General features: G+C 72.8%; 12 protein-coding genes. 4 read left to right on the top strand and 8 right to left on the bottom strand.

What is annotated here, in order from left to right; genetic code table 11:
• Window positions 1-5: 5 nt before the first annotated feature.
• The 3 genes from ACMCNO_RS16365 to ACMCNO_RS16355 are packed head-to-tail and all read right to left on the bottom strand — an operon-like array spanning window position 6 to window position 3,429.
• Window positions 6-1,190, bottom strand: a complete 1,185-nt coding sequence (locus tag ACMCNO_RS16365) for an ABC transporter permease (protein ID WP_412750302.1) — start codon at window positions 1,188-1,190, stop codon at window positions 6-8.
• Complete coding sequence (locus ACMCNO_RS16360; RefSeq protein ID WP_412750301.1) at window positions 1,187-1,885, bottom strand: ABC transporter ATP-binding protein; 699 nt, start codon at window positions 1,883-1,885, stop codon at window positions 1,187-1,189. The genes ACMCNO_RS16365 and ACMCNO_RS16360 overlap by 4 nt, the downstream gene beginning before the upstream one ends.
• Window positions 1,882-3,429: an efflux RND transporter periplasmic adaptor subunit gene (locus ACMCNO_RS16355; protein ID WP_412750300.1), complete on the bottom strand. Its 1,548-nt coding sequence runs from the start codon at window positions 3,427-3,429 to the stop codon at window positions 1,882-1,884. The genes ACMCNO_RS16360 and ACMCNO_RS16355 overlap by 4 nt, the downstream gene beginning before the upstream one ends.
• A gap of 302 nt (window positions 3,430-3,731) precedes the next feature.
• On the opposite strand from ACMCNO_RS16355, the gene ACMCNO_RS16350 reads away from it, so the two are divergent.
• The gene (locus ACMCNO_RS16350) at window positions 3,732-3,941 is read left to right on the top strand and encodes a hypothetical protein (protein ID WP_412750299.1); all 210 of its coding nucleotides are present in this window, start codon (window positions 3,732-3,734) and stop codon (window positions 3,939-3,941) included.
• Between the two features lie 66 nt (window positions 3,942-4,007).
• On the opposite strand, the gene ACMCNO_RS16345 is transcribed toward ACMCNO_RS16350, so the two are convergent.
• The 5 genes from ACMCNO_RS16345 to ACMCNO_RS16325 form a co-directional block, all read right to left on the bottom strand.
• A complete protein-coding gene (locus ACMCNO_RS16345; RefSeq protein WP_412750298.1) occupies window positions 4,008-4,763 on the bottom strand; it encodes a L,D-transpeptidase family protein in 756 nt (251 codons plus the stop codon).
• Window positions 4,764-4,909: 146 nt separating this feature from the next.
• Window positions 4,910-6,946 (bottom strand): N-acetylmuramoyl-L-alanine amidase, encoded by a 2,037-nt coding sequence (locus ACMCNO_RS16340; protein ID WP_412750297.1) that lies wholly within the window; start codon window positions 6,944-6,946, stop codon window positions 4,910-4,912.
• Window positions 6,947-7,123: 177 nt separating this feature from the next.
• The gene (locus ACMCNO_RS16335) at window positions 7,124-7,762 is read right to left on the bottom strand and encodes a GNAT family N-acetyltransferase (RefSeq protein WP_412750296.1); all 639 of its coding nucleotides are present in this window, start codon (window positions 7,760-7,762) and stop codon (window positions 7,124-7,126) included.
• 98 nt (window positions 7,763-7,860) lie between these two features.
• Window positions 7,861-10,395: an FtsX-like permease family protein gene (locus ACMCNO_RS16330; protein ID WP_412750295.1), complete on the bottom strand. Its 2,535-nt coding sequence runs from the start codon at window positions 10,393-10,395 to the stop codon at window positions 7,861-7,863.
• Window positions 10,392-11,168 carry an ABC transporter ATP-binding protein gene (locus ACMCNO_RS16325; protein ID WP_412750294.1) on the bottom strand — a complete coding sequence of 259 codons (777 nt, stop codon included), beginning with the start codon at window positions 11,166-11,168 and terminating at the stop codon, window positions 10,392-10,394. Before ACMCNO_RS16325 ends, ACMCNO_RS16330 begins: the two co-directional genes overlap by 4 nt.
• Window positions 11,169-11,324: 156 nt before the next feature.
• Here ACMCNO_RS16325 and ACMCNO_RS16320 point away from each other — a divergent pair, with 156 nt between their 5' ends.
• The 3 genes from ACMCNO_RS16320 to ACMCNO_RS16310 all read left to right on the top strand — a co-directional run bounded on the left by ACMCNO_RS16320 (window position 11,325) and on the right by ACMCNO_RS16310 (window position 20,276).
• Window positions 11,325-12,500, top strand: a complete 1,176-nt coding sequence (locus ACMCNO_RS16320) for a sensor histidine kinase (protein ID WP_412750293.1) — start codon at window positions 11,325-11,327, stop codon at window positions 12,498-12,500.
• On the top strand, window positions 12,497-13,135 hold the full coding sequence (locus ACMCNO_RS16315; RefSeq protein WP_412750292.1) for a response regulator: 639 nt from the start codon (window positions 12,497-12,499) through the stop codon (window positions 13,133-13,135). Before ACMCNO_RS16320 ends, ACMCNO_RS16315 begins: the two co-directional genes overlap by 4 nt.
• A 196-nt stretch (window positions 13,136-13,331) precedes the next feature.
• Window positions 13,332-20,276, top strand: coding sequence for a putative Ig domain-containing protein (locus tag ACMCNO_RS16310; RefSeq protein WP_412750291.1), 6,945 nt, complete (start codon window positions 13,332-13,334; stop codon window positions 20,274-20,276).
• Window positions 20,277-20,285 lie beyond the last annotated feature (9 nt).

Here is a 20,285-nt window from a genome sequence, read left to right as displayed (position 1 = left end):
CCGGCTCACTCGGTGCGCAGCGCGACCACCGGGTCGAGCCGCCCGGCGCGTTGCGCCGGGACCACCCCGAAGACGATCCCGACGGCGGCCGAGACACCGAACGCGAGGGTCAGCGACCACCAGGTGATCGCGGCGGGCACCGGGGACACCCGGTCGACCAGCAACGCGACCCCCACCCCCAGGCCCATCCCCACCACCCCGCCGACCGTGGTGAGCAGCACCGCCTCCAGCAGGAACTGCACGCCGATGTCGCGGGGCCGGGCACCGACGGCCTTGCGCAACCCGATCTCGCGGGTCCGCTCGCGCACGCTGACCAGCATGATGTTCGAGACCCCCACCCCGCCGACGAGCAGGCTGATCCCCGCGATGGCGGCGAGCACACCGGTCAGTACGCCCAGGATGTCGCCGAGCACACCGAGGATCTGCTGCTGGGTGACCGCGCTGAAGTCGGTGTCGGGATGCCGTTTGACCAGTGCCGCGACGACCGCGTCGCCGAGCGCGTCGATGCGGTCCCGGTCAGGCGCCCGGATGGCCAGCGCGTCGATGCGGTCGGTGCCGAGCAGCCGCTGCGCGGCCGTGACCGGGATGTGCACCTCGCTGTCGCGGTCCACCCCGAGGCTCTGCCCGAGCGGCGCGAACGTGCCGACGACCCGGAAGCGGACCCCGCCGAGCGTGATCTGCCGCCCGATCGGGTCCCGGTCGCCGAACAGAGTGCGCGCGGTACCGGCGCCCAGCACCGCCACCCGGCGGCCGGTGCTGACGTCGGAGTGGGTCAGGTAGCTCCCGCGGTCCAGCCGCCGGACGAAGACGTCCGGGGTGCTCTCCAGGACGCCCTGCATGCTGGCGAAGGCGGACCTGCTGCCCGCGCGTACGGTCTGGCCGGACTGGACGGTGACCGCCACCCGGGACCGGTCGCCGACGACCCGGGTGACGGCGTCGACGTCGTCCAGGGTGAGCGTGGAGACCGTGGGGGCGGCACCCGCGGCGAGCCGGCCCGGCACGACGATGAGCAGGTTGGAGCCGAGGCCTTCGACCTGGCGTTCGATCAGCTGTTTGGTGCCCGTGCCGATCGCGACCAGTGCCACCACGGCGGCCACGCCGATGACCACGCCGAGCATGGTGAGGACACTGCGCAGCCGGTTGGCGCGCAGCGCGTCCAGGGCGACCCGCCACGCCTCGGCAACCCTCACGGCGCGCCCTCGCCGGGCGGCCCATCAACGATGAGGCCGTCGCGCATGACGATCTGGCGGCGGGCCCGGGCCGCGACGTCCCGGTCGTGGGTGACCAGCACGACGGCGACGCCGTCCGCGTTGAGCGACTCCAGCAGTGCCAGCACCGAACGGCCGGTGGCCGAGTCCAGGTTGCCGGTGGGCTCGTCGGCCAGCAGCACCGACGGGCCGGTGACCAGTGCCCGGGCGATGGCGACCCGCTGTTGCTCGCCGCCGGACATCTGGTTCGGGCGGTGGCCGACGCGATGCCCCAGCCCGACCCGGTCGAGCAGGGCCGCGGCGCGGCGGCGCCGCTCGCGGCGCCCGATCCCGCGGTACACCAGCGGCAGTGCCACGTTGTCCTGCGCGGTGGTACGGGCCAGCAGATGGAAGGACTGGAACACGAAGCCGATGGTCTCGTTGCGCAGCCGGGCCATCTCCCCCGCCGACAGGGTGGCCACGTCCCGTCCGCCGATCAGCAGCTGCCCGCTGGTCGGCTGGTCCAACGCACCGAGCAGGTGCATGAGGGTGGACTTGCCCGAGCCCGAGGTGCCGACGATCGCCACGTAGTCGCCCGGCTCGACCGTCAGCGACACCCCGCGCAGCGCCGGCACGGACACCCCGTCCAGCTCGTACGTGCGGGTGATCCCGGTGGCCAGGATCGCGGGTGTGGTCACCGGGGCAGCTCCTGGCCGGATCGGACCTGATCGGCGCCGCCGACCACGATCCGCTCGCCGGTCCGTACCCCGGCGACGACCTGCACCACGTCCTCGCCCTGCACCCCGAGGGTGACCGGCACCCGCTCGGCGCGGCCGGACCGGACCGCCCAGACGATGTCGCGGCCGTCGGCGTCCACGATCGCGGCGGCGGGCACGGTCACCGCGTCGGTCGCCTGCCGGACCTGCAGGCGGACCACCGCGCTCATGCCGGGCCGCGGGGTGGGGGCGGGGCGGCCGTCGGCGTACCGGCCCGCGCCGAGGTCCAGCCTCGCCCGGTACGAGACGCCGCCGCGCGACGAGGTGGTGGGCAGCAGGTCGACCGCTCGTACGGTGGCCCGGTAGGTCGCGCCGGTGGCGGCGTCGAGTTCGATGTCGGCCCGGACACCCGGCCGCACCAGCAGCACGTCCGTCTCGTCGACGTCCGCGGCGAGCCCGAGCCGGTCCACGTCGACCACGGTGAGGATCGGGGTGCCGGCGCTGACCGCGGCGCCTTCGGGCACGGCCGCGTCGACACCCGGCAGGGACGGCCCGGTGGCGCCCGCCCCCGCTCCGGCGGCCGTGCCCGCCCCGGTGGACAGCAGGTCGGTCAGGGAGGTCGCGCCGCCGGACGGGGTGCCGCCGAGCTGGACCACCCCGGCGACGGGTGCCCGCAGGGTCAGCGCGTCGACGGCGGCCTCGGCCAGGCCGTACGCCTGCTGGGCCTGCATCCGCTGCGCGACGCCGAGCGCGCCGACGGCCTGGCCGAGGCTCGCCACGCCGCGCTGCACGGAACGCACCGCCGCCGAGGCGGTCTGCGACACCGCGGCGTACTGGCGGCGGGCGGCGTCGAGCTGGGTCAGCAGTGCCGCGCGCAGCTGCGGGTCGCTGACCTGACGGGCCGCGTCCCGGGCGGCGGTGAACGCGTCCGCGGCGGACGCATCGGCACGGCGCTGCGCCGCCGCGACTCCCGCGCTGCCGCCGCTCGGCACGCGGGTGCCGCCGGACGACTGCGCGAGTGCCCGCCGGGCGTCGCGCAGCCGCCGCTGCGTGGCGGGCGAGTCGATGACAGCCACGACCTGCCCCTTGCGGACCCGATCACCCGCATCGACGCGCAGCTCGGCGAGGCTCCCATCAGCCGGGGCGTTGACGGTGGCGGCGGCCCGCGCGGTCACCGAGCCGGGCGCCTCGACGATTTCGGCGACCGTGCCCTGGGTGGCGGTGCCGAGCGTGACACCGGTGGTCTTGTCTCGGCACGAGGCGGCGGTCAGGCAGACGAGCAGGGCGGCTGCCGTGACCAGCGCGACGGTCCGGCGCCGGTGAGCGAGGCGGCGCCGGACCGGCTGGACCTCGGCGGCGGCCGGGCCGTGATCGGTGGCGGCCGGGCCATGATCGGTTGCGGCCGGCCCGTGATCGGTGGCGGCCGGGCCATGATCGGTTGCGGCCGGGCCATGGTCGGTGGCGGCCCGGGCCGGCTCGGGCTCGCCGCGCTGCGGGGCGGAAGGGCGGCGCTGGGCGGCAGACACGGGGCAATGCTATGCCGGTGGATCAGTGTCGGCCGATCCGTGGTGGGCGTCCGCCCGGCTTGCCCATACCTGATACACGATGCCTGGTTTCGGACGCTGTCGCGCAGGCGACTGGCCAGGTTGCCGAACCGGCGCACCATGGATGCACACCCCGGGGCCGGCCGGTCCAGACGCCCCGGTGCCCGCCCCGCAGATCACCGCCGCAGGCGCCCGTCCGTCGCCCGGCGTACCGCCGAAGGAGGCGCCATGGCCCAGATCCCGGCTCGCCGGTGTCCCCGCCGCCGGGGATCGAGGTGAACGGCATGCTCCCCGCCGACGAACTGGTCGTCGTCCACCACGACGACACGGTCCGCCGCTTCACCGACGTGACGTACACACTGGGGCGCACCGGTCTGCGGGTGCGCGCCGCGGACGGCCGGGAGTGGGTGTTCCCCAGCCACGAGGTGCTGACGACCCACGTACGGCTGGCGCACCGGATCGGACGCCGACGCGATCAGGACCTGGCCGCCTGACCGGGGGGCTGAAACGACATGCGGCCCACCGGCGTCGCCGGTGGGCCGCATGGTCAGGTACGCGGATCAGGTCCCGGGACGGCGCCCGAACACCTTGACCGTGGTGCCGTACTTGAGCGTGCCGTAGAACTTCTTGGCGTCCGACGGCAGCAGGTTGACGCAGCCGTGCGAGCCGCGCCACGCGTCGTGCAGGTAGGTGGTGGTCTGGTGCAGGCCGATGCCACCCACGAAACGCTGCCAGTACGGCATCCACACCTTGTACTTCTCGGAGTACTCCTTCGACGCCCGCTGCCAGATGGAGTAGGTGCCGGTGGGGGTGCGGTAGCCCTTCATGCCGGTCCGGGTGACGCTCGGCTTGGTGTACACCTTGCCGTTCTTCATCACCCACACGGTCTGATGCGTCAGGTCGACGCAGACCGTGGTCCGGCTCTTGCTGGCCTTGCACGCCGAGGTGTTGGTGGCGGCGAGCCGCTTGGCCACCCCGTACGTGGTCGGGCCGGCGAGGCCGGAGGACGGCTGGATGCCGAAGCGCCGCTGGAACTTCTTGATGGCCGCGCAGTCGGCGGCCGACTGCTTGCCGTCGACCGTGACCGCGCCGAAGCCGCCGATCTTCTTGAGGTAACCCTCGACCTGGCGCTGGTACTTGCCGGTCGCGCACGAAGCCGCCGCGGCCTGGCGGACCACCACGGCCGCCGGTGCGGCAGCGGCCACGGGGGCCGCCGCCTCAGCCGCGCCGGGTGTCAGCGCGACCGCGCCGAGACCGCCGCCGAGGGCCGCCGCCAGCGTGGCGGTGACCAGGCGGGCGGAAACTCGCTGCTGCAAATCTTCCTCCCCGAACAGATGTGTCCCGACATAGAAGCACAGGACTGCGTGGCGCAGGATCCTCCGGCCGGGCCGTGGCACGAAACCGTGACCTCGGCGGCTCACCGGCGCTGACCTGGCGGTCCGCGGCGCCGGCTCGTCAGGCCCTACCTCAGGTAGGCGAGGCCGTCGGAGGTCACGGTCGGGCGCCCGCCGGTGCCGTGGACGACGATGGCGACGGTGTGCCGCCCCTTGGCGAAGCTGCGGGTCCACAGCGCCTGCCGGTAGCTGTTCTTGCCGGCCTTGAGGTCGAGGGTGCCCACCCTCTTGCCGTCCAGGTAGACGTCGACCTTGCCGGACTTGGTGCTGCGGGCGAACAGCAGCGCGGCCGAGCTGCCGGTGAAGGTCCAGGTCAGCTTCGCCTTGCGGGTGCCCGTGGTCAGCGCCTTGCCACCCAGGTGCGAGCTCTTCGAGGCGGTGCTCCACTTTCCGGCCCGTTTGGCCTTGGTCTCCGGCAGCAGCACCACGGTCCGGCCGACCGACGCGGCACCGGTGTTGCCCGCGACGTCCTTCGCGGCGAGTCGCCAGACGGTGCCGCCCGGCTTGACCGCGGTCGCCCACGAGGTGGTCGTCGGGCCGAACGTCCGCGCGTACGGCGCGGTGACCGCCACCGAGGCCAGCCGCACGTTGTCGGCGGCCCGGAAGGTCAGGGTCACCGGCACGGAGGCGGCCGAGACCGTACCGCCGCGCAGGACCACCGCCGGCGCACCGGGGAACGTCGGGGCGGTGGTGTCCGCCGCCACGCCCGCGGCCGCCTCGGCCCGGATGTCCGCCAGCTGCGCGTACAGCGCGTCGCCGGGGCACTCGGTGGCCACGCCGTCGCGGTGGCCCGAGATCCGCGCGAACGTGACCACGGTGCCCTTCGGGAACTTGCCGTCCGAGACGCCTTCGGTCAGCTGCGTGCTGCCGGTGGGCGCGAGACCGGACAGGCCGAGCTTGTACGCCGACAGCCGCGCGATCGTGGACTGGGTCGCTGCGGGCACCCGGCCCTGCCGGTAGTCGCCCAGCACCGCGATGGCGGTCGAGCCGGTGTTGAAGCCGTACGTGTGTGCGCCGATGACCGCCTTGTCCACCCCGCCCTTGCGGCCCTCGAACAGGGTGCCGCACTTGTCGGCGAGGAAGTTGTAGCCGATGTCGTTCCAGTGCTCCTTCTCCACCTGGAACGCCATGATGCCCCGGACGATCGCCGGCGAGTCGGCGCAGTCGTAGTCGTTCTTCCCGGCGGTGTGGTGCACGAAGACCACGCCGACGTTGCTGCCGTACGACGGCGCGTCCTTGACGAGGCTCTCGTCCGCCTGCCACCCGGCCCGGCTGACGTACGGGGGCAGGCCCGGCTGGGCGGCCCGGGCCGCCGTGCGCGGTGCTGCGGTGGTGGCCCCCGGCTTGGCCGGGGCGGTCGTGGTCACGGCCGGGGCGGGTGCCGTCCCGGCCGGCGCGGCGTGGGCCGGTGGCACGCCGGTCTCCTGCGACGCGGGCGGCGGGGGCGCCGGCGATCCGTTCGGGTCGGTCGCCTCATCGCCGCCGCCCTGGCCACCGCTGCCCTGGCCACCGCTGCCGCCGCCGGTCCCCCGGCTGCCGGCCTTCGCGGTGGAGTCGAGCAGTTCGAGGCGCAGTCCGGCGGGCAGGGCCCGGCTGACCCCACCGGCGGCGTCCACCACGCGGGCGGCCACGCCGTCGGCGAGCCCGACCCACAGCGGCGCGGTGCCGCCGCGGGTGTGGTTACCGCGCTCGGCCGCGGTGTCCGGGCCGCGGCTGTCGTCGGACTCCAGGGTCTGCCACGGCGACCACTTGCCGGTGGCGACCGCGCGGGTCCGGACCTGGACTGTGCCGGACACCAGGGCGGCGGGATCGGTCCAGGTGATGCCGAGCAGGCTGAACCGGTCCGTCCGGCGCTCGGGCACCTTCAGTGTGCGGGCCTGGCGATCCGCCGGGGCGATGTCGAGGCTGTGCGAGCGCACCTTGACCGGCGGCCCCTTGGGGGCGGCCGGCTCGGCGGGACCGGCGGCGGGAAGCGCGGCGACCGGGTCCGCGGCAGCGGCCGGGTGGGACGACGCCTCCCCGGGCCTGTTCAGCGCGATCGCCGCCGTACCCACGGCGACCACCGCCGTGGACACGAGCACACCGATGACCTGGCGCCGGTTCACATTCACCCCCGTGTCGACCGGTCGCGGGCGCGGCCGGATCGGCCGTGAGGGTACCGGTTCACGCGGGGACCGCGCGGGCTGCCTACCGTCCATCCACAGTCGATGATCGCCCGAGACCTCGGACACCTCCACCGTCCGGCCAGATCGATTGGGGCCGAACGGATGATGTCACCGAGCTCACACCCCGAACCAGCGGCGGCACGCATCGACGCCCGAGACGGTCACGTCGCGGCCGTGCCCCGCGGCCCGCCACGCCTCGGCGGTCAGCCGCAGATGCCGCAGCTCGGCCCGGCCGGTCGTCTCGGCCACGAACCCGAGCCCGTTGTCGGCGTAGCCGAGCCGCCGCGACACCCCGAGCGAGGCGGCGTTGTCCACCACGGCCGAACTCACCGCCGCGAGCGCATCCAGGTGATCGAACGCGAGCCCCAGCACGGCCGTCCGCATCGCCACCCCCAGCCCGCGCCCGCGCACCGGGGGCACCAGCCAGGACGCGGTGTCGACGGTACGCAGCACCGCGAAGTTGTCGCCCTCGACGGTCTGCACCCCCACCAGCACCCCCGCATGCCGCACCGCGAGATGCAGCACCCACGACGACGGTGACCAGGTGCCCAGCGCGCGCCAGTAGCCCTGGCAGAACAGGCGCCGCTCGTTGTGCTCGGCCGACTGCTCGTCGAACAGCTCCAGCCGGGGGTCGTGCCCGACGTCGCCCGGCAGCGCGGCCGCGAGCTGCGGCAGGTCCTCCTCGCGTACCGGCCGCAGGGTGACGGTCCGGCAGGCGAGCCGGATCCCGAACAGCGGCCAGTCGGGCATCGTCATGCAGCGAGCATGGCGTCCGGCGCGGTCAGCCACCACCGAGTTGCGCAAACAGCAGGGCCACGCCGGGTCCGGACGGCGTGGCCCTGCCGTGGGTGGCGTTACTCCGTGCCGAGTGCCACGACCGGGCTCACCCGGGCCGCCCGGCGGGCGGGCAGCACCCCGGCCAGCGCGGTGAACGCCACCAGCGCGGCGAACACGAGCAGCAGCTGGAGCACCGGCAGGCGCAGCGGCGCGTTCACGCCGAGGGCCTTGACCGTCAGAAATGCGTACGGCACGCCGAGCAGCAGGCCGAGCGCCGCGCCGATGACGCCGTACAGGCCGGACTCGGTGGTCAGCATGGCCCGCAGGCCGCCCCGGGTGAGCCCGACCGCGCGCAGCAGCCCGGACTCGCGGGCCCGCTCCACCACCGACAGCGCCGTGGTGGTGCCCACCCCGACCACCGCGATGAGTACGGTCAGCCCGATCAGCCCGAGCGCGATGGCCAGCACCGCGTCGATCGCCTCGTTCTCCTGGTCGCGCTGGTCCGCCAGGACGTTGAGACCGAGCCCGGACCGGTTGTCCATGACCTGTCGCAGCGCCTGCTGCCCGGCGGTACGGCCGTCCTCCCCCGGCTGGGCCGCGTCGGCGAGCAGGCCGGAGGCGGGCGCGGGCGCGCCGAGCCGGTCCATGTCGCTGTGGTGCAGCAGCACGCTGGAGCCCAGCGGGGCGGAGGACGGCAGCAGGGCCGCGACCGTGAGGGTCAGCTTCTGCTTGCCCTTGGCGGCGCTCACCTCGACGCGGTCGCCGAGGTGGGCGCCGGCGTCCTCGGCCGCCCAGCCGGACAGGGCGATGGTTCCGGGGCGCAGGTCGGACAGCGAACCCTCGGCGACGTCGATCTTGCTGAGCTCGGGCAGTGCGGCGAGATCGAGGTCGTTGGCGTCGAAGTGCGACGGCGCCGCTCCGACCTTCACCTCGTTGAGCCGCCGGTACGTGGTGACATGCCGCAGCTGCGGGCTGCCGGTCGCCCGGCTGACCAGGTCGGCGGGCAGGGTCGCACCGTCGCCCGCGGTCAGCTCGAAGTCGGCCGGCGCGGACGAGGCGAGTTCCCGGTCGGCCAGCACCCGCAGGGACGCCCCGCCGACCACCACGCCCGCGATGAGGGTGACGCCGAGCGCGACGACCACCGAGACCGCGGCGGCACGGCGGGTGGCGCCGCCGACACCGCCCACGGCGAGCCGGCCCACCGGACCGAGCCGGCGCAGCGGCAGGCCGACGACGGCCAGCACCGGACGCATGAGCACCGGGCCCAGCGCGATCAGGGCGAAGTACGCGAGCGCGCCGGAGAACACGATGGCCAGCAGCATGACGTCGGGGTGGTAGTCCTTGGTGTCGCGGCCGGGCAGGTTGGTGGCGACGTAGGCGGCGGACAGGGCGGCCCCGGCGACCAGCAGCAGCCCGAACACCCACCGGAGCTTGCCGATGCCGTGCTTGCCCGCGGTGGTGGCCGCTGCCCGCAGCGCCTCCAGCGGCGCCACCCGGGCGGCGGAGGCCGCCGGCGCGATGACCGCCAGCAGCGTGACGACCACGGCCAGCGCGATCACGCCGACGGCGGGCAGCACGGGTACGCCGGGACCGGCCACCGTGATGTCGAACAGCCGCAGGACGGGTGGCACGGCGGAGCCCACTGCCAGCGCGCCGAGCACCCCGACGACGCCCGCGGCCAGGCCGGTCAGCACCCCTTCGGCGGCCAGCGCCCGCACGAGGGCTCCCCGTCCGGCACCGACGGCACGCAGCAGCGCGAGCTGGCGCATCCGCTGGGCGAACACGATCCGGAACGTGGACGCGGCGACCAGTCCGGCGGCCACCACCGCGATGGCGATGAACATGCCCACGACCGCGAACAGCGCGTTCAGGTCGGACGCGGCCTGGTTGGCCTCGTCGAGCCGCACGTCCGCACCGCTGCGGACGTCGGGGGCCCGCTTGCCACCGGTCGCTTCGATGGCGGTCCGGACGGCCCCGGCGTCGGCGCCCGCGTCGAGCCGTACGTCGATCTGCTGGAGGGTGTCACCCCCGGTCAGGGCGGTGACGCTGCTCTGCGGCGCGTACGCCTGCGAGCCGAAGTCGTCCGCCGGGTCGACGATGCCGACGACCTGGAGCTTGACGGTCTTGTCCTTGTCGTCGGGGCCGTAGACCTTCAACCCGAGCTCGGTGCCGAGGGGCAGGCCCATCCGGCTGGCGGTACGCGGCGTCACCGCGATCTCGTTCGGCGCGCTGGGGTAGCGGCCCTGGGTGACCTTGGCGACGGACAGGGCGCCGGTGCCTGGGTCACCGACCACGCTCAGGTACTGGCCACCGATCTCGCCGCCGGTCTCGACCCGGCCGACCGCCTCGGCCACCCCGGGCACCGCCTTGATCTTGCCGAGCTGGGTCGTGGTGATCGGGGCGGCGTTCTCCGAATCGGGACTGTGGACGACCAGGTCCACGGCTTCCGGGGTGCCACTGAGGGTGTCCAGGGCGGTGCGCAGCGTGATCTGTTGGGCCAGCACCGTCGCGTACACCACGAACGACGCCACCAGCATCGCCAGGCCGGTGAGCAGCAGCCGGGCGGGCCGGCGCGCCACCCCGCCGAGCTGGGTACGCAGCACCGGGCTCATCGGGTGCTGCCCAGCGACTGCAGGGCCTCGGTGACGCTGGCCCGGTCGGGGCGGTCGATCTCCCCGGCCACCCGGCCGTCGGCCAGCAGCACGACCCGGTCCGCGTACGCCGCGGCGGCCGGGTCGTGCGTCACCATGACCACGGTCTGGCCCAGTTCCCGCACCGAGTTGCGCAGGAACGCCAGCACCTCGGCGCCGGAGCGGGAGTCCAGGTTGCCGGTCGGCTCGTCGGCGAAGACCACCTCCGGGCGAGACACCAGAGCGCGGGCCAGCGCGACGCGCTGCTGCTGGCCGCCGGACAGTTCGCTGGGCCGGTGGTTGAGCCGGCCGGCGATGCCGAGCACCTCGACCAGGTGCTGGAGCAGCCCCCGCTCGGCGCGGCGCCCCGCCAGATCGAGCGGCAGGGTGATGTTCTGCTCGGCGGTCAGCTGTGGCAGCAGGTTGAACGACTGGAAGACGAAGCCGATCCGCTCCCGGCGCACCTTGGTGAGCACCCGGTCCGGCTGGGTGGTGAGGTCCGTGCCGCCCAGCAGGGCCCGCCCGGAGGTGGCCGTGTCCAGCCCGGCGAGGCAGTGCATGAGCGTGGACTTGCCGGAGCCGGAGGGGCCCATGATGGCGGTGAACGCGGCCCGGGCGAAGCCCACGGTGACGCCGTCCAGCGCCCGTACGGCCGTGTCGCCGCTGCCGTAGACCTTCACCAGGTCGACGGCCGCCACCGCGGAGTTGGTGGTGTCCGCTGGCATCGGCGCGGCGGCCGGGAACTGCGTTCTCATCGTGCGGGTCCTCTTCAGTCGGGGTCGGAAGCTGGGGAGAATCCTGTTCGACGCCGATCAACGTCCGCATCGGCCCGCAGCCGGGACCTGCGGCGGCGCCGGGTCTGCCTTTCGGCCGATGAGGGGTCCGTCCAGCGCCCACTACGCTGGGTCACGATGTTGACGCAACAAAACCGGAACCTGCTGTTCCGCCTCGGCCAGCTTGCCCTGCTGGGCCTCATGGCGCTGCTCGGGCTGTTCGATCTGCAGGCGGGCATGGCGTCGACCGGTGACCTGGCCCTGTTGCAGGTCCTGTCCGCGATGACGACCGCCACGGCATGGCTGCCCCGGCGCGAGCAGGGCTCGAAGCGTCTGCCGAAAGTCGCACTGCTGGTGGCCGGGTTCTCGCTGCTGGTGACGTTCCTGGTCGTGGTGAGCGGCTCGACCGACGGCAGCTTCGGGATCGCCGAAGCGCTGGGCCTGCTCGGCACCCTGTACGTGGTGAGCCGCCGGGCCGAGGCGCAGTGGGCGGTCGCCGCCGTGGTGACCACGGTCATGGCGGTGGGGCTGCTGCCGGCCCGCGGCGGGATCAGCCCCGAGTACGTCATCGCCGGGCTGATGCTGGCGCTGGTGTCGACGGCGGCGATCGGTGCCGGGGTGTACCTGCGCACGATCGAGTCGAGCCGGCAGCGGGCGATGGACGCCGTGAAGGCGGAGCAGCGCGCGGAGTTCGCCCGGGACCTGCACGACTTCATCGCCCACCACGTGACCGGCATCGTGGTGCAGGCGCAGGGGGCGAGGTTCATCGCCGAGCAGGATCCGCAGCGGGTGCTGCTGGCGCTGGAGCAGATCGAGCAGGCGGGCGCCGAGACGATGGCGTCGATGCGGCGCATGGTCGGGGTGCTACGCGACCCGGACGCGCACCCGGACGCGCCGCTGGCCCCGCTGGCCGGGGTGCACGAGCTGAGCCCCCTGCTGGAGCAGTTCAGCAGCTCCGGCGGCACGCTGGCCCGGCTGCACGTGGACGGCGACATCGGGGGGCTGCCGGTGGAGGTGTCGACCTCGGCGTACCGGGTGGTGATGGAGGCGCTGACGAACATCCGCCAGCACGCCCGGGGCGCGCGGGTGGCGGACGTGTGGATCCGGCGTACCCCGGAATGGCTGCTGGTCCGGGTGGCCAACGACGGCGCGGCACCCCGGCCCACCGTGCCGCGCGAGCGCCCGGGGTACGGTCTCGTGGGCCTGACGGAACGGGTCCGCGCGGTCGGCGGGCGCATCACCGCCGGGCCGGGCATCGACGGCGGCTGGGTGGTCGACGCGGCCCTGCCGGTGGTTCAGGAGGTGACGCAGTGATCCGCGTACTGATCGCCGACGACCAGGCCATGGTCCGCACGGGCTTCGGGATGATCATCGGGGCGCAGCCGGACATGGAGGTGATCGGCGAGGCCGCTGACGGGGTCGAGGCGGTCGCGCTGGCCCGGCGGCTCAAGCCGGACGTCGCCCTGTTCGACATCCGGATGCCGAAGATGGACGGCCTGGAGGCGCTGCGCCTGCTGGCCGGGCCGGGCGTCGCGGAGCCGGTCAAGGTGGTCGTCGTGACGACCTTCGACCTGGACGAGTACGTGCACACCGCGCTGCGCAACGGCGCCTGCGGTTTCCTGCTCAAGGACTCCGGCCCTGCGCTGCTGGTGGAGGCGGTGCGCGCCGCGGTCTCGGGCGACGCCCTGATCAGCCCGTCGATCACGGTCCGGCTGCTGGAGCATCTGAGCCCGCCCGCGCCCACCGGCGACGACGGGGGCCTGTCCCCGCGCGAGCTGGACGTGGTGAAGCTGGCCGCGCGCGGCCTGACCAACGCCGAGATCGCCACCCAGCTGTTCATCTCGGTCGGGACGGTCAAGACCCACCTGGGCAGCGTGCAGACCAAGCTGGGCGCCCGCAACCGGGTGGAGATCGCCGCGTGGGTCTGGGAGCGCCGCCTGGTCGGCTGAACCGCGGCATACCTCAGGTTTGGTTCAACCACCTGGCAATTCGCTGTGCCCGGCCGATGTCCCTCCTCGGCGCGTGGCTGCCGGACGAAAGGCCGCTGCGCGCTGTTCTTGTCATCGATGGATGGGGCACAGCGTGTTCAGTGGTGGTCGTCGGCCGGCTGGCGGATTCTTCACGCAGGCGATGAGGTCGCGGTCCTTGACCGCCACGGCGGCGTTGTCGGTGGTCACCGGCCTGCTGCTGGTGCCGGCGCCGGGGGCGGCGTCCGCCGCCGCGCCGGCACCGTGCGCCGACACGCAGCTCACCGAGGATGCCGCCGCCGCGATGGCGGCGCGGTGCGGCGACCGTGTGCTGATCGACGCGGCGACATCGGAGTCGTCGCAGTCGTGGGCGTTGCCGAACGGGCAGATCCAGTTGGAGCTGAGCGGCGGCCCCGTGCGCGCTCGCAAGGACAACAAGTGGGTGCCGGTCGACCTGACGCTGGTGCGCCAGCCGGACGGGTCGGTCGCGCCGGTCGCGCACCCGGACGGTCTGCGGCTGTCCGGCGCGTCCGGAGACACCGGGACGCAGCAGCTCGCCGCCCTGGGGGCAGGCGAGGAGCAGGTCGCCATGGGCTTCGACGGCAAGCTCCCGGAGCCTGAGCTGGACGGGCCGACGGCGACCTACCGCAACATCAAGCCGAACGTCGACCTGGTGGTGAAGGCGACGCTCACGGGTGTCGAAAGCTTCTATGTGGTCCGCAAGCGTTCCGCCGCGGCGCAGGTCGCCAAGCTGACGATGCCGGTCACCGGCACGGATGTCACCTCGCACAAGCTGGACAAGAACGGCCGGCTGGCGCTGCTCGACGCCGCCGGCACAGTGGTGGCGTCGTCGCCCCAGCCGCTGATGTGGGATGCCCGCACCGACAAGGCGACCGGCGAACCCGCGGTGAAGCGGGCCGTCGGCGTCGCGGCCGCCCACCACAACGCCGCCCGCAAGAAGGACACGGGGGCACCCGTCGACGGGGCCGGGGTCGACCTGGCGCTCAGCCCGGACATGGACTTCCTCACCGACCCGGACACCGTCTACCCGGTGACGATCGACCCCGAAATCAACAACGCCAACGCCATCTACGACACCTGGGTCCGAGAGGGCCTGACCACGGACCAGAGCAACTCGACGTACCTCGAGATCGGCTCGTGGAGCGGCAAGATCGCCCGGTCGTTCATCAAGTGGGACACCGCGGCGCTCAACGGCAAGCACATCTCCTTCGCCTCGATGAGCTTGTACAACTCGTCGTCCAACACCTGCACCAACAAGGCATGGGAAGCCTGGATGGTGGTCGGCGGCGGCAACCCGGACACTCGGTGGACCAATCAACCGCCGTGGCGCTACAAGGACGGTGCCTCCACCGCGACCAAGGCCGGCCCGGGCGGCTGCATCGCCGACGGCCGCGTCTACATGCGTGTGGAGCCGTTCTTCCAGCGGGCTGCGGACAACAACTACGACCTGGGCCACATGGGCCTGCAGGCCAGCGACGAGACCGACCCGGCCTCGGCGAAGCGCTTCTGGTCCATGAACAACGGCGACGTCAACAAGATGCCGCAGGTCTCCATCACCTACGACAACCAGCCCACGGTCAGCTCCATCCAGACCAGCCCGGCGACGGTCTGCCCCGCGGGCAGCCCACGGCCGTTCATGAATGACACCACGCCCACGCTCGGCGCCGTGGTGTCCGACGACACGAGCACTGTCGGCGTCTCGTTCCACTGGTCCGACGGCGTCAAGCCCGGCGACCTGCCCACCGCCACGACCTTCGCCTCTGGGTCCATGCTGTGGGCGACGATCCCCGCCGCGCAGCAACTGACCGACGGCCACACCTACTCGTGGACGGCCACCGGAATCACCAAGGATGGCGGGTACACCATCGCCCGCGGAGGGTGCGACTTCACCGTCGACGCCTCTGCTCCGGTCGCGCCGAAGGTCACCAGCACCAGCCACCCCGACGACAACTCCTGGTACAGCACCCGCAACGCCACCGTCGATATCAGCGCGGTCGACCCGTCCGGCATCACCGCCTGGTCCATCACCAACGACACGTCCGCGACCGCCGCGCCGCCAAGTTCCACCAGCACGGTGACGCCCGCTCCCAACGTGCCGGCCACCACCAGCGTTTCGCTGTCCGGCCTGGCGGACGGGACCCGCTACGTCCACGCGGCCGCCCTGGACCGCACCTCGCACTGGTCTGAATACACCCACTTCAAGATTCAGGTCGACGGCACCGCCCCCGCCGCGGTCACCAACCTGGCCTCGAGCACCCATCCGGCCGCCCGCAACAGCTACGGCCCCAGCACGGTCACCACGTCCTGGACCGCGGGCGCCGACGCGATGTCGGGTGTCAAGGGCTACGCGGTGGTCGTCGACCAGAACGCCAGCACCGTTCCGAGCACCGCGAATGCCGTCGCGGGCACGACCAACACCACCACCGTGGCGTCGGACGGCACCTGGTGGGTCCATGTGCGCACCGTCGACAATGCGGGCAACGGATCCGCCGCCACGGCCCACCTCAAGGTCAACGTCGTGTCCGGACCACCGGTCACGGTGGCGGACCCAGGCCTGCAGAAGGGCCAGATCGGCCACCCCATCACCCTGCCGTTGAGCGTGTCCGGGGGTGTGGCCCCCTACACGTTCAACGCGACCGGGCTGCCCGACGGGCTGAGCATCAACTCCGGCACCGGTGTCATCACCGGCACCCCCACCACCCGGGGTGCACGCACGGCGGTGGTCACCGTGACCGACGCCAGCAACGGCACCGCCACCCTCGATCTCGCCTGGGACATCGCCAACCAGCTCAACCTGGTTGTTCCTGGCAACCAGAACGGCACGACCGGCGAGCCGGTCCGGCTCACCGTGACCGCCCGCGACGGCGTCGCCCCGTACACCTGGTCGGCGACCGGGTTGCCCGCCGGCCTGACCATCAACCCCGCCACTGGCGAGATCACCGGCACCCCCACCACCGCCGGCACCAGCACGGCCACCCTGACCGTGGTGGACGCGGTCGGTCGCATCGCAGCCGTCACGGTGACCTGGGCGATCGCCGACCCGTTGACCCTCACGGCCCCCGGTAGCCAGATCGGCACCACCGGTCAGGCCGTGCACCTGCCGCTGACCGCCGCGGGCGGCACCACCCCGTACACCTGGACCGCGACCGACCTACCCGACGGCCTGACCATCGACGCGGCCACCGGCGAGATCACCGGCACCCCGACGACGGCCGGCCCGGCCCGGCCGACCGTGACCGTCACCGACGCCATCGGACGGACCGCCGACCTGGCCTTCCCGTGGCCCGTGGCGCGCCCGCTGACGGTGGACGATCCCGGGCTGCAGAACCTCACCACCGGTGTCGCCGCCACCACGACGCTGCACGCCGACGGCGGCAGCACGCCGTACCTGTGGACGATCAGCGAACTGCCTGACGGGCTGACGCTGGACGGGGCAACCGGCACCATCACCGGTACGCCCACCACCGTGGGCACCACGACCGCCACGGCCACCGCCACCGACACCGATGCCCGCACCGACACCATCACGGTGACGTGGGCGATCGCCGACCCGCTCACCCTCACGAACCCCGGCCGCCAGGTCGGCACCACCGGTCAGACGCTGCACGTGCCCCTGAGCGCCGCGGGCGGCACCACCCCGTACACCTGGACCGCGACCGACCTGCCCGACGGCCTGACCATCGACGCGGCCACCGGCGAGATCACCGGCACCCCGACGGCGACCGGCTCGAGCCTGCCGACCGTGAGCGTCAGTGACGCCATCGGCCGGACCGTCAACCTGGCATTCCCCTGGCCCGTGGCATCGCCGCTGGCCGTGGAGACCCCGGCGGCGCAGAACCTCACCGTGGGCGTCGCCGTCACCACCACGCTGCACGCCGACGGCGGCAACAAGCCCTACAGGTGGGCGATCAGCCAGCTCCCCGACGGGCTGGCACTGGACGCCGCCACCGGCACCATCACCGGCACCCCCACCATCGCGGGCACCCTGACCAGTACCGCCACCGCCACCGACACCGACGCCCGCACCGCCGAGGTCGTTGTCACCTGGGCTGTCACCGCGGCACCGGACGGGGTGACGGCGCAGGCGATCGGCGCGCAGACCGTGCACCTGTCGTGGCGCGACGTCGTCGACGCGACCGCCTACAAGATCTATCGGGACGGCCAGTACGTCGCCACCGTAGCCCAGGGAGTCCTGACGCCGGTCGACGCGCCGCGCTTCGTCGACCTGCAGCTCGACGGCTCGGCCACCTACCGCTACCAGATCAGCACGATCAACGGAAACGGCTTCGAGTCCCCGCGCAGCGCCGAGGTGACCGCGACGACCAGCGCGGTGCCGGTCACCGCGTACAACTACGCTCGGTGCGATGCGGCCGAGGGCAAGCGTGGCTGCGCGTACCAGAGCGATGTTCCGGCCGACGGCGGCAGCCCGGACACCGGCGACGCCGAGCTGACCGACGCGGTGCGGGGCGAGGCGCACGACGGCCCGGCCTGGCAGGGCCGCAACGGTGTCGGCGCGTACCCGATCATTGTGGACCTGAAGGTCCAGCGCCCGATCACCGAGATCAACAGCTCCTGGCTACAGGTGAAGTCCGACGGCGTCCAGTTGCCGACGACGGTGACCTATTCGACCTCGGCCGACGGCCACACGTTCACACCGGTGGCGTCGATCGAGCGTCCCGCGGTGTCGTCCGCGGACCAGACCAGGACCTACCGGGCGATCGGCCTGACCACCACGGCTCGCTACGTCAAGGTGGACGTAGACGGCGGCTCCGCATGGACCAAGGTCGACGAGATCGAGGCACGCGGCAACGCCGCGGCCCCGAGCGCGCCGGTGTACTCGCTGGCGGCAACGGTCTCCCCGCCTGCCATGACCCGCGACGAGTGCACCGCGGACCCGGCCTGCGTCCTCGCGCCCGCACCCAGCGGTGGGGACGACCAGCCCGCCCTGGCCACCACGGTGGCCACGGCGGCGAGCCGGGCGACGTCGGCGAAGCCCGCCACGGTGCTGCTCGCCGCCGACGGGCGTGACGCCCAGGGCCGTACCATGCCCTACCGCCTCGGTGCGCCGTTGATGCTGCCGCCCAATGTGAACGTGCGGGGGCGGGGCATCACCGCGACGACGGTCTCGATGATCACGGCCAATTCGTCGAACTTCAACTACAGCTCCCTGATCCGCTGGGACCCCAAGAAGGCCAAGGTCGACGGCAGCACCAACCTGGTGTCGGACCTGACGGTCAACGGCAACTGCCGCGAGGGTGCCGGCCTCCCGATTCCCGCGGACCTGCCGGGGCGTCCGGGCGAGTTCTGCGACTTCCGCGGCAAGGACGGCTCGCTGGCCAGCACGAACGCCGGCGGCGGCATCACGGTCGGTGACCGGTGGACGGTACGCCAGGTGCGGTTCACCAACCTGGAGTACTTCAAGATCTGGGTCCACGGCACCACGGGCGTGCACGTCATCGACAACCGGTTCGACAACTGGGGCGGCGCCGAGTCCGGCGACGAGGACAACATCGGTGGCGGCGGCCGCAACGACGGCACCGTGGTCGAGTACAACCAGTTCGACAAGACCATCCGCGGCAACAGCTTCGACTTCACCAACGCCATCGGGACCACGGTCCGCAACAACACCGTGCACGCCGACCGCGCCGTCGCCGCCGCCCGCGGGCTCAACGGGGTCGCCGGCAACGTGATCCTGGAGGGTGTCATCAAGGCCACGGTCGAGGACAACGTGCTGCACGGCGCGGAGATCAACCTGAAGTCGAACGCGTCCTACGCGGACTCGCTCAACAACAAGGACATCACCAATCCGCGCGACATGATCGTGGCCCGGAACCGGATCACCTACCCGGAATATGCGGGCGTCCTCGTGGCCTACAACGACTACGACCACGCGATGGACATGGATTCCTGCTTGACGCCGACGGTGACCACCGACGAGTGCTGGAACACGTTCAGCGACAAGACGAGCCCGATGCATGTGATCCGCCCCGGCGGCAACAACGTCATCCGGGACAACATCGTCGAGTACGGCGACCGCTCCGGCATCCTGGTGATCGGCGCCTACGACAACAACAAGATCGTTCCCGACACGATCATGGGCAACACGATCCGCAACGTCGGATGGGCCGGCTCGACCTCGTACGGCACCGGCGCCGGAACGTTCGACACCGCGGGCATCGGGATCTCGATCGGCAACGGCGACCGGATCTACGGCAACACCATCACCAACGATCCGGCGAAGAAGACCACGTGGTACGGCATCGACCTCGGCGCCCGCAACGCCACGACGACGGCGTCGAACACCGTGCTCTCCGGCCCGGCGGGCGAGACCAACACCTTCACCAACCTGATCGCCTCCCCCGTCCACAGGGCTGCCGACATGCCCAACGCACCCACCAACCTCACCGCGAACGGCAAGTTCCTGAGCTGGACCGATGCGGCCCCGACCGCGGGTAACCCGATCGCCGGGTACCGCGTCTACCGCGACGGCAACCTCGTCGGCGACCTGCCGGTCGACAGCCCCACCATCCTGGGCAACCTGCTCACCGCTGACGAGTCCGGTTTCGAGAACCCCGGCGCGGGCACCGCCGGCTGGATCCCGAGCACCCGCGCCGTGCTGAACCGCGTGGGCAATGACGGCGCGGTAGGTACCGGATCGATGTCGCTGACCTCCACCGGCGTCGCCGGCACGGTCCACGTGACCAGCCGGAAGATCGCCGCGGTGCCGGGGCAGTCGTACACGGCGTTCGTCTCGGCCAAGGCCCTCGGCGCCGGCCGGCCGGTCCGGGCGGGCCTGATCTTCACCCGGGCCGGCAACCCCGACGACAAGCTGGCGGTCTCCAAGACCTCGGCGCCCGTCGACGCGACCGGGAGCTGGATCAAGGGCACCTTCACCGCCACGGCTCCGGCCGACGCGGTATCGGTGCAGGCCTGGTGCATCATCGAGGACACCGTCGCCGGTGAGGTCCACCTCGTCGACCGGCTGGGCCTGACCATGGGGCGGTTCTCCGAGGCGAACCCGCCCGCGGGCCCGGCCACCTACCACGTGGTGGCCTACTCCGCGAAGGAGAACTCCACCCCCACGAGCGTGGTGGCTCCGTAACCCCATCGC

The organism is Krasilnikovia sp. M28-CT-15 (assembly GCF_047159595.1).
In the GTDB taxonomy this organism is placed as follows: domain Bacteria; phylum Actinomycetota; class Actinomycetes; order Mycobacteriales; family Micromonosporaceae; genus Actinoplanes.
Note: the sequence above shows the minus strand (reverse complement) of the source record. Positions and strands in the feature narration are given on the sequence as shown.